Genomic DNA, 14,493 nt, shown 5'->3' on the forward strand with positions numbered 1-14,493 from the left:
GTCGTGCTCCTTGGACATTCCTTGGGAAATGATAAGGACCGTTCTTTTAACTCGGATTGTGACGGTAGGATTCCGTTTTCCTACTGGGGAGTAGCATTTACCCATGGCCGGGTTCCGGCTGGCGGAGCCTGCCGTTGAAGGGGGCTGCCATGAGCGCCGAAGCACTTCAGGACAACGTCAACGAGCGCACGTCCCGGGAGGTGGCAGAATCCGCCCGGGAAACGGAATGGAACCGGCCCAGCTTTGCAAAAGGCCTTTATCTGGGCCGCTGCGACATCTCCCTCATACACCCGCACCCCTCTTCTTCACATGCTTCTTCACATGCCGACGACGACGGCGGGGACTTCCTCGCGCAGCTCACCTCGCTGCTGTCCACGATGGACGGTCAGCGAATCGAGGGGGACTCGCGAATCCCGGACGAGTACCTTCGGGACCTCGCCGGACTCGGCGTTTTCGGCATCAAAATTCCCAAGGAATACGGTGGTCTGGGCCTGTCACTGGCCTACTACGGGCGCGCACTGATGCTGCTCACCTCCGTTCACCCCAGCCTCGGTGCGCTGGTCTCAGCACACCAGTCCATCGGAGTGCCTGAACCCGTGCGTATGTTCGGCACCGACGAGCAAAAGCAGGAGTACCTCCCCCGCTGCGCATCCGGCGCAATTTCGGCCTTCCTGCTCACGGAGCCGGACGTCGGATCCGACCCCGCCCGCATGAACGCAACAGCAACCCGTAACGACGACGACGGCACCTACGTTCTCAACGGCAGCAAACTCTGGACCACCAACGGAGTGATTGCCGAGCTGATCGTGGTGATGGCGAAAGTGCCTCCGCACAGCGGCGGTCGGGGAGGCATCTCCGCTTTCGTCGTGGAGGCGGATGCTCCGGGGATCACGGTGACGCATCGGAATGCCTTCATGGGCCTGCGCGGCATAGAGAACGGTGTTACCCGGTTCGAGAACGTCAAAATTCCAATCGGGAACCGGCTGGGCAGGGAAGGCCAGGGACTCAAGATTGCGCTCACCACCCTGAACACCGGGCGGCTCTCCATCCCCGCTAATTGCGCGGCCGCAGGCAAGTGGTCGCTGAAGATTGCGCGTGAATGGTCAAGCGAACGCGTCCAGTGGGGCCGGCCCATCGGCAGGCACGAGGCAGTCGCACAGAAGATTTCCTTCATCGCGGCAACCGCTTTCGCCCTCGAGTCCGTCTTCGAACTCTCCGCGGCACTTGCTGATTCCGGGCAGAAAGATGTTCGTATTGAAGCTGCCTTGGCGAAACTGTGGTCCAGCGAAATGGCCTACCGGATCGCTGATGAACTGATGCAGATCCGCGGCGGTCGAGGTTATGAGAGCGCAGCTTCCCTCAAGGCGCGCGGGGAACGGGCCGTCCCGGTGGAACAGCAGCTGCGGGACTTGCGCATCAACCGGATCTTCGAAGGTTCCTCGGAGATCATGCACTTGCTCATCGCCCGTGAGGCAGTCGACGCGCACCTTGCGGCGGCAGGTGACCTGGCGTCGTCGGACGCTGACCTCAAAGCGAAGGCGAAGGCGGCGGCGGGCGCCAGCAGTTTCTACGCGGGGTGGCTCCCGCGCCTTCTTGCCGGGCCCGGCTTGTCGCCGCGCTCCTACTCCGATTTCGGACGGCTCGCCGGGCATGTGCGTTACGTTGAGCGGTCATCCCGGCGCCTTGCCCGCCACACCTTCCTCGGCATGGCGCGGTGGCAGGCGAAGCTTGAGCACCGGCAGGTGTTCCTCGGAAGGATTGTGGACATTGGAGCGGAACTGTTTGCGATGGCGGCTACGTGCTCCCATGCCAAGCACCTTGAGGGGGAGGGCCGGCGGGAGGCAGGCGAGCTTGCCGAGGTGTTCTGTCGGCAAGCTCGGATGCGGATCGAGCAGCTTTTCACCGACCTGTGGAGGAACACTGACAACGCGGACACGCGCCTCGCGGGGAAGGTGCTCGATGGCCGCCATACGTGGCTTGAAGAGGGCGTCCTTGACCAGTCCGAAGGAACCGGCCCCTGGATTGCCGATCACCCGGTGGGCACAGCCGGCGGAGAAAATCTGCACCGGAACTACCGCTGAAAATTACCGAACCCAGTCGTGGAGGGCAGGACGCCGGGTGCTGGGGAGCGCGGTATTGATGCGCCACTCATGAATCCACTCCGGAAGCGCCATGTCCGCCGGCGGATTGCCCATCGCTTCGAAGATTTCGGCATTCGACACCGGTCCTTTTGAGCTGAGCAGGCGGGTGGCAATGTACGCGCGGGCGTAGATCTCGCCGCCATGCACCATGCGCTGCTCAAAGTAGATGGCGCGCTCATCGAAGCCCATGATCCGCGTCTCGATGGTGTAGCGCTGACCGAGCTGGAGTGACTTCCGAAAAGTGATTGTCTCGGCGTTGACCACGGGCGTCCAGCCCTTACGGCGCATGAGCTTCCAGATGCCACTTCTGATCATGAGGTCGAACCTGCCCAGGTCCATCAGGGAGAGGTACATGCCGTTGTTCACGTGCATCGCAATGTCGATGTCCGTCAATTGAACGCGTTGCGGGAGGGAGGTTGAATCCCAGATGCTCACCTTCGCCCGGCGGCGTGAGGCAAACAGAAGCCAGAGGGTCCGAAATAACAGGTGCATTGTCCTATATTACCCGCGGGTAACTTCTCTTTTTTGTGCAGAAATCACGGTGAACCAGGTCACTTTATTAGCCAAACTGGGTGCTGGCTTGGAATAGTGGGCGGCTGCACTCAGCCAGTTCCAAGAATTCTGTGAAAGGAACCCATGACTGACCAGACCTTCCAATACCTTGCCATGGCGCTCTACATGGCCGCCATGCTGGGAATCGGCTGGTACGCGTACCGGAAAACGTCCGATCTCGATGATTACATGCTCGCCGGCCGCGGCCTCAAGCCCGGGGTAGCTGCGCTCAGCGCCGGCGCCTCCGATATGTCGGGGTGGCTGCTGCTCGGACTGCCGGGCGCTATCTATCTGTCAGGCCTGATTGAGGTCTGGATTGCCATTGGCCTGACCATCGGAGCCTGGCTGAACTGGAAGTTCGTGGCTCCGCGGCTGCGCAGCTATACCGAGGTGTCCAACAACTCGATCACCGTGCCGAGCTTCCTGGAAAACCGGCTTAAGGACCGCTCACGCGTTCTCCGCGTTGTCTCCGGCGTCATCATTCTGGTGTTCTTCACGTTCTACGTGTCCTCGGGCATGGTTGCAGGCGGTGTCTTCTTCGAGTCCTCCTTCAACTCCAGTTACACCCTCGGCATGATCCTGGTTGCAGCGGTCACCATCTCCTACACGCTGTTCGGCGGATTCATGGGAGCCACCTTCACTGACGTGGCGCAGGGAATCCTCATGCTCATTGCGCTGATCGTCGTTCCGATTATCGGGTTCGTTCAGGTTGGCGGATTCACCGGCATGACCGACTCCATCCGCGCCATCGATCCGTCGATGCTCGAGTTCGTAGCCGGCGGGTCCATCCTCGCCATCATCTCCGCCGCAGCGTGGGGCCTTGGCTACTTCGGCCAGCCGCACATCATCGTCCGCTTCATGGCGCTGCGTTCCCCGCAGGATGCCACGGCCGGCCGCCGGATCGGCATCAGCTGGATGATCCTCACCGTTCTCGGCGCCGTTGCCACCGCCCTTGTGGGCATCGCGTACTTCGAGCAGAACCCGCAGCTGACGCTCGAGGACCCCGAGGCCGTGTTCCTGGCGCTGTCGCAGGCGTTCTTCCACCCCTTCGTGGCAGGCATTGTCCTCGCGGCCGTCCTCGCAGCGATCATGAGCACCATCTCCTCGCAGCTCGTCGTGTGCTCTTCCGCGCTCGTTGAGGACCTCTACAACATGGTCTCGAAGCGGAACCTGACCGCCAAGCAGGGGGTCATCCTCGGCCGTCTCGGCGTGCTGGTGGTCGCGATCGTCGCGATCGTCCTCGCCTCGGGCCGCAACGAATCGATCCTCGCGCTCGTCGCCTTCGCCTGGGCAGGCTTCGGTGCGTCCTTCGGCCCCACCGTGCTGCTCTCGCTCTTCTGGCGGAAGCTAACCATGCCGGGCGCGCTGTCCGGGATGATCGTCGGCGCCGTCGTCGTCTTCGCCTGGGGCAATTCCCCGCTGGCGGCCACGATGTATGAGATCGTGCCGGCGTTCTTCGCCAACCTGATTGTCGCCGTCGTAATCAGCCGCCTGACCTGGAAGCCGAACGCGGAGATCGAAGCCGAGTTCGACGCAGCGGTACGCGGCGTCTCCGAGCGCAAGGAACCGGTCACGGTTTCCTAGTTACCTTCGCTCGATCGCATGACCAGCGGCTCCCCGGTTGCTTCCGCTTCCGGGGAGCCGCTGCTGTTGAAGGAGCAGGCTCCAGGTCAAGCGCACGACGGCGGCGCACTCACCAACCGCTGCGCGTTGGCGTATGTCCCTCCCGGGCTTCCTCCGGCATGGACATTTCGGCCCGGAAACCAAGTAACCGGATCGGCCGAGCGGGCTCGATCTTCGCAACGAGGTCGAACGCGCCGGCAAGCACCAGATCGCGATCGAACGTCTCGTGGATCCGCTTGGCGTACGTCTTGGTGAAAAAGGGCGCGTACCGCACCTTGAGGGTCAGCCTGATCACCGGCCGGCCCTCGGCGATGACATCCTCAAGCACATGGGCCACGAGTTCCCGTACGGCGTCATCCACCTGTGCAGGCTCGGTCAGATCCTGTTGGTAGGTCGTTTCCCTGCTGTGCCCACGGGCAACCCACGGGGTGTCATCAACCACCCGCTCGCCGTCCCCGCGTCCCAGCTGCGCGTACCAGGGACCCATCTTCGGGCCGAACTCAGGAACGAGGTCACCCGGATTGGAGGCGGCGAGCTCAGCAACCGTTGTGATGTTGAGCGTCGCGAGGCGGCGGGATACTTTCGGTCCCACGCCCCACAGGTCAATGGTTGGCCGGCTACCCATCACCTCCAGCCAGTTCTCCTTCGTGAGACGGAAGACGCCGGCGGGTTTGGCGAAACCGGTAGCAACCTTAGCCCGCACCAGAGTGTCTCCGACCCCCACGCTGCAGTGCAGCTTCGAAGCGTCCAGCACCGCCTGCTGCACCCGCCGCGCGTAGGTTTCGGGTTCATCGGTTGTCACACCGACGAAGGCTTCGTCCCACCCCAACACCTGAACGGTGGCCTCCGGTTGGGCCCGCAGCGCCGCGATAACGGTGTCGGAAGCGGCCAGATACGCCTCGGAGTCCACTGGCAGAATCACGGCGTCGGGCACTTTCCGGGCTGCGATGCGCAGGGGCATGCCGGACCCCACTCCGAACGCACGGGCCTCGTAGGACGCGGTGGAGACCACGGCCCGCTCGGTCGGATCTCCGCGGCCGCCCACGATCACCGGTTTGCCCGCCAGCTCGGGCCGCCGCAACACTTCGACGGCGGCAATGAACTGGTCCAGATCGACGTGCAGCACCCAGGGGCTGTGGCCTTGACTCACGGTCCCAGTCTGCCCTCAGGTTCCTTCCGGCACCACCGTTTCTTCCGGCCATAATCGGTCGCCGGATTGACGCATCATGGTCCCAGCTAGAAAGCTGGGAAGAAGTTGCACACCCGAACGATACGAGGAGAACATGACTGACGCAGCGGCACCAACCATAGAGCTCCTCAGCGGTGCATCCATTCCGGTGCTCGGTCTCGGCACCTGGCCGCTTGATGATGAGGAGGCGGCCACCGCCGTCGAGCATGCAGTGTCCGTCGGGTATCGCCTCTTCGACACCGCGGAGAACTACGGCAACGAGGCCGGGGTCGGGGAAGGAATCCGGCGGTCCGGGATTGAGCGGGACCAGGTCTTCATCACTACCAAATTCAACAAGCAGTGGCACGGCGTGGACGGCGTCCGGAAAGCCTTCGAGCAGAGTGCGGCCCGGCTGGGCGTCGATTACATCGACCTGCTGCTGGTGCACTGGCCCAACCCGGAGCAGGACCGCTACGTGGACGCGGTCAAAGGACTCGCCGGGTTGCGGGAGGAAGGCCTGATCCGGGCCTTCGGCGTCTCCAACTTCAAGCCCGCCCATCTCGAGCGGGTCCTCGACGCGGGTCTCGTTCCGGAGGTCAACCAGATCCAGCTCGACCCGCGCCACACGCGGCCGGACTCACGGCACTTCCACTCCAAGCACGGGATCGTGACCGAGTCATGGAGCCCATTGGGCAAGGGCAGTGACCTGCTGCAGAGTACCGCCGTGGATCAGCTTGCGGACAAGTACGGCATGACTCCGGCGCAGATTGTGCTGCGCTGGCACATTCAGCTGGGACTGGTGGCCATCCCGAAGTCCGCCAATCCACTGCGCATCAAGCAGAACATCAACCTGTTCGGGTTCGAACTCACCCAGGACGAAGTCGAGTTCCTCTCGGCTCTGGACACCGGCGAGGGCGACATCACGGACTCCGACTCCTTCGGCCACTAGCGTTCAACCGGAAGTTTTGTGCACCTCCGGTGACTTCCGTCGAAGTGGAGTCACCGGAGGTGCACAAAACTTCAGGGCCAGAGGAGCTCGCGCCGCCAGCCCTCGCCGCTGCGCACGTAGAGCAGGCGGGTATGGCGTCGCTCCGGGTCCGCCTGCCAAAACTCCACCCGCTCAGGTGCCACCGTGTAGACAGTCCACGTCGCAGAGCCCTTGTCCTCGATCCCTTCCAGTTCGCGTTCGACGGCGGCGCTCACGGACTCTGAGGGCCGGATAGTTGCGCTTTGCTCGCCGGCGAGCACCAGGGCACGTGCGCTGGGATGACGACGGCGGAAGTCGGCGTCGTTCTCTGCCGCCGTTCCTGGCGTCACGGTGCCACTGACGCGGACCTGCCTGCCGACTGACTGCCAGAAGAAAGTCAGGGCGGCATGCGGTGTATTCCGCAGTTGTCGGCCTTTCGGGCTTTCGCTGCTGGTCGCGAAGGAAAAGCCGCGCTGGTCGAGGTCCTTGAGGATGACAACGCGGGCGGCGGGATGGCCGTCGTCGTCGGTCGTTGAAACGGTGACTGCGTGCGGAGCTGGGACTCCGCCGTCGATCGCGGCGCTGAGCCAGTCGGTGAACAGGTCCAGCGGAGAATTCGGGGCGGCAGCAGTGTCGAATGAGGCCATGTCTGTGGGGAAGACGGGCAGTCCGCGCAGCAGGTTCTGGACCGGTGTGTACATGGTGGCCAGCCTACGCCCGGCGCGTTCGCAGCCCTGCAGGGTTCGGGCCGCGTTGCTAACCTCGAAGGATGTCATTCCAGGACCCGGAGAACGAAGACCATCACGTCGGCACGCGAGACCTTACCCGGTGGACTACCCCGCTCGGCCGGTTCCTCGTCACGTGCGTCCGGAGTGTGGCGCAGTGGATCGGGCCGCGCTGGGCGCTGTTGCTGCTGCTCGTGGTGGGCATCGGCGCTGCTGTGTCCCTCACGGTTGCGTCCGCGGAAGTTTACGAGGCGGTGGCGGAGGAGGACGGGATCGCCGCCCTGGACCGGCCTGCACTCAACGCCGCGCTTGAGCTGCGCGAGCCCTGGCTCAATGGTGCGGCCACAGCGTTCACCCATCTGGGCGGACCGATCGGCATGCCCATCCTTGCTACCTGTGCAGTACTCGCGCTGACCCTGGTCCGCCGGTCCGTCACGCCGCTGATACTCATGGTTGTCGCCGCGGGAGGTTCCCTGCTGATGACGGTCCTCGGCAAGGATGCCATCGGGCGGCTGCGGCCCGACCTCCAATACGCGGTGCCGCCGTTCGAGATGTCACCGTCATTCCCCAGCGGTCACACCCTGAACGCAGTCGTCATTTCGGGGATCACCGCGTACCTGCTGGTGCTGCGCCAGCATTCAAAGCGGGCGCGGGCGCTGACCATTACTGCCGCCGTCCTCTTTGCCTTCATCATGGGACTCACGCGTGTCTACCTGGGGCACCACTGGGTCACCGATGTCGCCGTGGCGTGGACGCTGGGACTGGCGTGGCTCGCGCTCGTCATCACGGCGCATCGCCTGTTGCTGACGTTCCGCAACTACCGGCGGGAGCGACGGGCGTAGCTCAGTCCCGGGGCTGCGACTCCGCCTCCAGCCTGACGTACTCGCGGAGCAACTCCAGGGCGTGGGAGTTTCCCTCCGTTTCCAGCGCCTCTTCCATTGATTTGGCCAGTTCCTGGCCGGCGGGGAAAGGCGGAAGCAGCGGCACATCGGCGTCCGTGCGGATATCCAGCACATAGGGACGGTCAGCGGCAAGCGCGCGGTCCCAGGCCGGCCCGACGCCATCAGCAGACTCAACCCGCTCCCCGTCCAGGCCGAGCAACTTTGCGTACCCCGAGTAGTCCACGTCAGGCAGTTCCTGGCTGTCCCCGAAGCGCGGTTCAGATTCGGTTTCCCGCTGTTCCCAGCTGACTTCGGCCAGGTCACGGTTGTTGAGGATGCAGATGGCAAAGACCGGGTTTGTCCAGGACTTCCAGAGCCGGCTGACGGTGATGAGTTCGGCCATCCCGGTCATCTGGAAGCCGCCGTCGCCGGTGAGTACCACCAGCGGCCGGTCCGGCGCAGAGAGCTTTGCCGCCAGGCCGTATGGAAGACCGCAACCCATGCTCGCGAGCGTGCTGGAAAGATGTGCCGGCACTCCCGGCGGCAGGTGCAGCTGCCGCGCGTACCAATAGACGCAACTGCCGACGTCGACCGCCACCTGTGCGTTCCCGGGGAGCCGCCCGTTCAGCTCACGGATGGCCCGCTCAGGGTTCACGGGGCTGGCAGCGGTGAAGGCCCTCGCTTCGGAAAGAGTCCGCCACGCGTCGACGTGGCGTTCGACCTCGCCCCGCCACCCGAGACGCTCGTGGACAAGCGGCAGCAGCGCCCGGAGTGACTCGGCGGCGTCCCCCGTCACCGCGACCTCCACGGGGTAGCGGTTTCCGATGGCCTTGGCGTCGCTGTCGATCTGCACCACACGGGCGGCTCCCGGCGGCGGGTAGAACTCCGTCCACGGGTCGTTGGATCCGATGATCAGCAGGGAGTCGCAGTTGGCCATGGCCCATCCGCTGGCGCTTGTCCCCAGATGGCCCATGGTGCCCGCCGCCCACGGCATGGTTTCGTCGATGTACGGTTTGCCGAGCAGGCTGGTAACGACGGCGGCACCCAGCTTCTCAGCGAGCGCCGCCACCTCCGCCTGCGCACCCCGCGCGCCCTGCCCGACCAGCAGCGCAAGTTTTGGTCCCGCGTTGAGGAGGGCGGCGGCGTCGTGCACGTCCTGCTCCTGCGGGATCACGGTCCCACTGCTCCACAGCGGAGCGGAGGGGATCACTCCGTGCTCGTGTTCCAGTTCGGGGGCAGGCTCCTGCTGCACGTCGTGGGGCAGGATGACGACGGCGGGAGACCGAGTTGCGAGCGCTGCCTTGAACGCGCGGTCAATCACCATGGGCGCCTGGTCCGGGCTGTTGACCTGCTGGCGGAAACCGGAGGCGACATCCTTGAACAGGCTCTGCAGGTCGATTTCCTGCTGGTACGCAGAACCCAGTACGGTCTGGCTCTGCTGCCCCACCAATGCAACCACGGGCACGCTGTCCATCCGGGCGTCGTACAGGCCGTTGAGCAGGTGCACGGCTCCCGGGCCCTGCGTGGAGAGCACCACGCCAACGCGGCCGGTGTACTTGGCATGGCCAACCGCCATGAAGGCGGCGTTCTCCTCGTGGCGGGCCTGGATGAACTCCGGTGACCCGGCGCGCCGAAGCGCGCCGAGCACCGGGTTGATCCCGTCACCGCTGTAACCGAACACGCGATCGACGCCCCACGCCGCCAACCGCTCAACAACGCCGTCAGCTACCAGCCGGTCCGCCATCAGCCGGCTGTCGGTACCGTTGGCCCGACTGGCCAGCGCAGCAACGCCGCCACCGGTCCGCCGTCGAGCGCGCCGGAGGGAAACAGCGCCACTTCGGCGTCGGTCAGTACCGCGGCACGCAACAACGACGATGGCGCCGGCACCTCCCCGAGTACGGGGGCACCTGCGGTTTCCCCGTCGATCTCGGCGGTCCACGGCTCCGATCCAAGGGCCAGCAGCCGGTGGCCGTTGAGGCCCTGGCTTTCAAGAAAGAGCGTGTCCACCTGTGCCTGTTGCAGCGCGTGCACCACAGAACCGATGCCCTCGGTTGACTCAGGGTTGGCGCGTCCCTTCTGGTTGTTCAGCCGTTCCAGCAGCTGCGCCTGCCGGCGCGCAATGCATTCCGCTACCCGTTTGTTGATCTCCTGTGCATACGCTTCCTTGTCCGCTCCCTCGGTACGGCTGTGGCTTTCGACGACGGTGAGGATGTCCTTGGACTGCTCGCTGAGCTGTTCGGCCACGAGGTTGCGGGCACGGATGTCCCCTGCGACAACCAGAAGCCGGGCGCGGCAGCTGCGGACAACCTTGTCGATTTCCCCGGCGATGTCAGCAGCATTTGCCTTCCAGATGTTCTCGGTGCGGTGCTGGTAGCGGCCCTGCGACCAGCCGCCGCTGGGAACCTTTTTGAGGTTCTCCGTGTCTCCCTCGATGTGGGTCATGCTGTCATCCTGCAGTCCGTTTGCGCGGCGCAGGTGGATCTCACCGCCGTCGCGCCCCACTTCAGCCACAACGTAGGCGAAGTCGTCCGGACGGTGCCACAGCAGCGGGCACAGGTTCGGCACCTCGTTGACCGACGTAAACTCCGGCAGGGCGAGAGGCCCGGGCAGGAACTCATCCAGTTCCACCGAACCGTTCGCCACCACGATCAGCCGCGCCACGGGATCCGGCAGGCCCTTCGCGGATCGGCGGAGCGCCTCCGCGACGGCCTTGCGATCATCCTTGGTGGCCCCTGCCTCCTCAAGTGCCGAGGCGATGTTCTCGGGCCGGACGTCGTCGGCATGAAGCGAATCGACATTCCCGGTGCTCGCATCCGTGTAGATGGTTACCCAAGGCCCGGGCTTCCGATAGACATCTGCAAGCGTGTGCAGGGTATTGGTCACTGCGCCTCCTCATCAGCGTTGCGGTCATCATCCTGCGAGACATAGACGGGCTGATCGTCCGCCTCGGTGCTGTCGCTGTCATCCACGGTTTCGGTTTCCCGCCAGTCCTCTGCCCTGGTTGGGTGGTTGCCCTGCACCAAACCCTGGGTTTCGTGCTTCATCTGGTCGTCCACCTGCGGACCGTGGGTTGTGTTTCCCCGCTCTGCCATGACGTACCTCTCTCCTGTTATTTCTCCTGCTATTCCTGCTCTTCGGTTTCGTCTGACTTGGATTGCTAAGGCTACTGCCGGTTTATCATCCTCTAAGCTCGAATGAAAGACCCCCTCACGACCGGCGCCCACGATGAAGCAAGCTCACGAGGAACCACACAGATACGCCGACCGCGCGGATGCGGGCCGGCAACTCGCGATCGCGGTGCACCCAATCGCGGCACAGCTGAACCCTGTTGTTCTGGCGCTTCCACGCGGCGGTGTCCCGGTGGCCGTGTGTGTGGCAGAGGCGCTTGGGGCGCCCCTCGACGTCGTGATGGTGCGCAAGGTGGGCGTCCCTGAATTTCCTGAACTGGCAATGGGCGCGGTGGCCTCGATTGGCGGCGCCATGGAAACCGTCCGTAATGCGAAGGTTCTGGCCGATGTCAGGAATGCCGACGCGGTATTCGCGCGGGTTGCAGAGCGTGAGCAGGAAGAACTCGTGCGTCGCGAACGGCTGTACCGGGAGGGGCTGGGCCCGTTGGAGGTCAGCGCGGCAACGGTGGTGATCATTGACGACGGCGTTGCCACCGGAGCCACGATGCTCGCCGCGGTTGCGGCGCTCCGGAAAGCCGGAGCCGGCCGGATTATCGCCGCTGCACCCGTCTTCCTTGGCTCCGCTGCGGGAACAATCCAGGCGTCGGTTGACGAGCTGGTGAACCTCTGGTCTGCGCCTGATCTGCCCGCCGTCGGCAGCGCCTACCGCAGCTTCGATCAGGTTCCGGACGCGGAGGTTCGGCGGTTGTTGCGGGACGTGCGCGGGCGTAGTTTGGGAACCATGACCGATTACTCAGATCTCCCCGAGTCCTACCGCGCGTACCTCGCAGGACTCGACGACAGCACGGCCGCTGCGCTCATGCCCGTCCTCAAGCAGTCCGTGGCCGGAGGCGAGCACGGTGTCCTGATCACTACCGACCTCGGCCCTGACACACAGGCCGAGGTCTCCGCTGAAGTGCCGTTCGGCGAGGTACGCGAGACAGTCCGGTAGCCGGTGTTCTCAGCCGACGGCGGGCCCACCTCCAGCACGCTGACCTCCAGCGGACCGCTCACACGGTATCGCCTCGCTCCGAACCCCGGACCGATGAGCCTGGACGGCACCAACTCCTACGTTCTTTCGGCGCCGGATTCGCGAGGGGTGGTCGTGGTCGATCCCGGCCCGCTGGACGAGGCCCACCTTGCCGCGCTGCAGTCCTGCGGGCCGGTGGAGCTGGTGCTCATCACCCACCATCACCGGGATCACACGGAGGCCAGCGCCCGGTTTCATGAGCTGACCGGGGCGCCGGTTCGCGCCTTCGATTCTGCCTACTGTCACGGCGGAAACTCACTGGCTGACGGCGAGGTTCTTTCCGCTGCCGGGGTGCGGATCAACGTCCTCGCGACTCCCGGGCACACCGCGGATTCGGGGTGCTTCCACCTGCCCGACGACGGCCCCAACGGCTCCGTCCTCACGGGAGACACTATCCTCGGCCGCGGTACCACCGTGCTGAGCTACCCCGACGGCACGCTTGGTGACTACCTCCGGTCCCTGGACGTGCTTGAGTCTTTGGGCGCTCCCGCAGTCCTGCCGGCGCACGGACCGACGCTCCCGAACCTCGGAGACGTTGTCCGCGCGTACCGGATGCATCGTTTGGAGCGGCTTGATCAGGTGCGCGCTGCGCTCCTGACCCTTGGCCTCTCAGTTGGGAGTGCCGACGTCGGCTCCGTCACCGACCGGGTGTACGCCGAGGTTGACCCTTCGGTGCGCCGCGCAGCGGAGCAGTCGGTTGCTGCGCAGCTGCACTACCTGCGTGAGGAGCGTTCCTCCTGACCTGGCGGAACGACGAGCCTCTCTGTTGGGCATGACTTCTCCTCCTGGCGTGCCGGTGGAAGCGAGCGTATCCCCCGCCGCTCGGACACTCAATGGACCAGAATGTTCCCATGGCCACTCTCTTGCCGCGTGATCCCGCCGTCGTCGCACCCGGTGCCGTGCACGTCCCGGACTGGCTGAGCCTGGACCGACAGCGGGAGCTCGTGACGGCATGCCGCGACTGGGCTGCAGGGCCGGTACCGATGCGGCATACGCGCATGCCCAACGGATCCCGGATGTCGGTTCAGACGGTCTGCCTTGGCTGGCACTGGGTTCCTTACCGGTACACCAAAACAGCCGACGACGTCGGCGGCGGCCCTGTTGCTCCGTTTCCTTCCTGGTTGGCTGGGTTGGGGCGGGACGCCGTCGAAGCGGCGTACGGTTCCCGCGATGATGCCTACAACCCCGACGCCGCCCTGATCAACTTCTACGATTCCGCGGCGAAAATGGGCATGCACCAGGACAAGGAGGAGAAGTCCCTTAATCCTGTGGTCTCACTGAGCATCGGGGACAGCTGTGTCTTCCGGTTCGGTAACACCGAGAACCGGAACAAGCCGTGGACCGACGTGCGGCTGGAGTCGGGTGACCTGTTTGTGTTTGGCGGCGAGTCGCGGCTGGCGTACCACGGCGTGATGAAGACGTTTCCGGGAACGGCCGACCCGATACTGGGTCTCGACGGCCGGCTGAACATCACGCTGCGGGTGACGGGGCTGGTCCCGTGACACTGGCGGTTCTATGACACTGCTCGCGACGTTGCTGCTGGTTACCCCCACCGGCTGAGCTGACCGGAGCTGAACGCAAAAGTGCCGGGGAACTGCAGAAACGTGGGGACGACCCTACGTTTCTGCACCTTCCCGGCACTTTTGCACCGGTTGAGCGGCTGAAGGGCTGGAGCGACTGGAGCGGCTGGAGGGACTAGGACTGACCAGTTTGGGCAAGCAAGCCGCGCAGGAACGCCGCCTGGCCCGCGTGCTGCAGGCAGTCCTCGATGACGCTGACCAGCCGCACTCGAAGGGTGACCGGTGGGTCCCACGAAGTGTCGATGATGCGGTCGAGATCCGTCTCGCTCAATCCCTCGACGAACTTCATGCTGCGAACGTGTACCGCCCGGTGGTACTCGACGAGCAGCTCCGCGGAGTCAACACGGACCTTGTCCACGTCATCGGACGTGTGCCCGTAGCCGGTGTCCTCCCGCGGCAGGTTGAGACCGAACTTCTCCGCCCAGCCGTCGGCGAGCCACAATTCGTCGCGATCAGCGGCGTCGGCCAGGTGGTTGTCCTGCACCCGGGTGAGGTGCCAGATCAGCCAGGCGACGCTGTTCCCGGGCGAGCCCGAGCTGTCGCCAAGCGTTGGCCGGTAGGCCAGTTGTCCGGCGTCGAGCCCGTCCACCGCCCGGGACACCGCGTCAGGGATTCGCCCGAAGGCCTCAACCAGCACGTCGCTTCCACTCATACGCCCA

At 64.8% G+C, this 14,493-nt stretch carries 14 protein-coding genes; 7 read left to right on the forward strand and 7 right to left on the reverse strand.

The window, feature by feature from the left end:
- Positions 1–149: 149 nt before the first annotated feature.
- A complete protein-coding gene (locus ACZ2GY_RS15075; RefSeq protein WP_471672322.1) occupies positions 150–2,081 on the forward strand; it encodes an acyl-CoA dehydrogenase family protein in 1,932 nt (643 codons plus the stop codon).
- Positions 2,082–2,084: 3 nt separating this feature from the next.
- Here the strand turns inward: ACZ2GY_RS15075 and ACZ2GY_RS15080 are convergent, their stop codons facing one another.
- Positions 2,085–2,633 carry an acyl-CoA thioesterase gene (locus ACZ2GY_RS15080; protein ID WP_277358684.1) on the reverse strand — a complete coding sequence of 183 codons (549 nt, stop codon included), beginning with the start codon at positions 2,631–2,633 and terminating at the stop codon, positions 2,085–2,087.
- Between the two features lie 144 nt (positions 2,634–2,777).
- Between ACZ2GY_RS15080 and putP the strand changes: the two genes are divergently transcribed.
- Positions 2,778–4,277: a sodium/proline symporter PutP gene (gene putP, locus ACZ2GY_RS15085; protein WP_471672323.1), complete on the forward strand. Its 1,500-nt coding sequence runs from the start codon at positions 2,778–2,780 to the stop codon at positions 4,275–4,277.
- 109 nt (positions 4,278–4,386) lie between these two features.
- Here the strand turns inward: putP and ACZ2GY_RS15090 are convergent, their stop codons facing one another.
- Complete coding sequence (locus ACZ2GY_RS15090) at positions 4,387–5,466, reverse strand: DNA polymerase IV (protein WP_471672325.1); 1,080 nt, start codon at positions 5,464–5,466, stop codon at positions 4,387–4,389.
- A gap of 133 nt (positions 5,467–5,599) precedes the next feature.
- On the opposite strand from ACZ2GY_RS15090, the gene ACZ2GY_RS15095 reads away from it, so the two are divergent.
- A complete protein-coding gene (locus ACZ2GY_RS15095) occupies positions 5,600–6,433 on the forward strand; it encodes an aldo/keto reductase (RefSeq protein ID WP_346027534.1) in 834 nt (277 codons plus the stop codon).
- Between the two features lie 71 nt (positions 6,434–6,504).
- Here ACZ2GY_RS15095 and ACZ2GY_RS15100 read toward each other — a convergent pair whose 3' ends face one another.
- Positions 6,505–7,152 carry a pyridoxine/pyridoxamine 5'-phosphate oxidase gene (locus ACZ2GY_RS15100; RefSeq protein ID WP_471672326.1) on the reverse strand — a complete coding sequence of 216 codons (648 nt, stop codon included), beginning with the start codon at positions 7,150–7,152 and terminating at the stop codon, positions 6,505–6,507.
- Positions 7,153–7,220: 68 nt separating this feature from the next.
- Here ACZ2GY_RS15100 and ACZ2GY_RS15105 point away from each other — a divergent pair, with 68 nt between their 5' ends.
- Positions 7,221–8,018, forward strand: coding sequence for a phosphatase PAP2 family protein (locus ACZ2GY_RS15105; protein ID WP_471672327.1), 798 nt, complete (start codon positions 7,221–7,223; stop codon positions 8,016–8,018).
- Between the two features lies 1 nt (position 8,019).
- On the opposite strand, the gene ACZ2GY_RS15110 is transcribed toward ACZ2GY_RS15105, so the two are convergent.
- Genes ACZ2GY_RS15110 through ACZ2GY_RS15120 form a run of 3 tightly spaced genes read right to left on the reverse strand, consistent with a single transcriptional unit; the run spans position 8,020 to position 11,149 of the window.
- Positions 8,020–9,801 (reverse strand): thiamine pyrophosphate-requiring protein, encoded by a 1,782-nt coding sequence (locus ACZ2GY_RS15110; protein WP_471672328.1) that lies wholly within the window; start codon positions 9,799–9,801, stop codon positions 8,020–8,022.
- Entirely contained in the window at positions 9,801–10,940 is a 1,140-nt protein-coding gene (locus ACZ2GY_RS15115; protein WP_471672329.1) for a baeRF2 domain-containing protein, read from the reverse strand. Before ACZ2GY_RS15115 ends, ACZ2GY_RS15110 begins: the two co-directional genes overlap by 1 nt.
- Complete coding sequence (locus tag ACZ2GY_RS15120) at positions 10,937–11,149, reverse strand: hypothetical protein (protein ID WP_277359882.1); 213 nt, start codon at positions 11,147–11,149, stop codon at positions 10,937–10,939. The genes ACZ2GY_RS15115 and ACZ2GY_RS15120 overlap by 4 nt, the downstream gene beginning before the upstream one ends.
- A gap of 133 nt (positions 11,150–11,282) precedes the next feature.
- Between ACZ2GY_RS15120 and ACZ2GY_RS15125 the strand changes: the two genes are divergently transcribed.
- The 3 genes from ACZ2GY_RS15125 to ACZ2GY_RS15135 all read left to right on the forward strand — a co-directional run bounded on the left by ACZ2GY_RS15125 (position 11,283) and on the right by ACZ2GY_RS15135 (position 13,756).
- Positions 11,283–12,176, forward strand: coding sequence for a phosphoribosyltransferase (locus ACZ2GY_RS15125; protein ID WP_471672330.1), 894 nt, complete (start codon positions 11,283–11,285; stop codon positions 12,174–12,176).
- A 3-nt stretch (positions 12,177–12,179) separates the two neighbouring features.
- The gene (locus ACZ2GY_RS15130; RefSeq protein ID WP_471672331.1) at positions 12,180–12,995 is read left to right on the forward strand and encodes an MBL fold metallo-hydrolase; all 816 of its coding nucleotides are present in this window, start codon (positions 12,180–12,182) and stop codon (positions 12,993–12,995) included.
- Positions 12,996–13,105: 110 nt separating this feature from the next.
- Positions 13,106–13,756 carry an alpha-ketoglutarate-dependent dioxygenase AlkB family protein gene (locus ACZ2GY_RS15135; RefSeq protein WP_471672332.1) on the forward strand — a complete coding sequence of 217 codons (651 nt, stop codon included), beginning with the start codon at positions 13,106–13,108 and terminating at the stop codon, positions 13,754–13,756.
- Between the two features lie 193 nt (positions 13,757–13,949).
- Here ACZ2GY_RS15135 and ACZ2GY_RS15140 read toward each other — a convergent pair whose 3' ends face one another.
- The gene (locus ACZ2GY_RS15140; RefSeq protein WP_471672333.1) at positions 13,950–14,486 is read right to left on the reverse strand and encodes a mycothiol transferase; all 537 of its coding nucleotides are present in this window, start codon (positions 14,484–14,486) and stop codon (positions 13,950–13,952) included.
- Positions 14,487–14,493: the final 7 nt, after the last annotated feature.

Source organism: Arthrobacter sp. KKT183 (genome assembly GCF_055657625.1).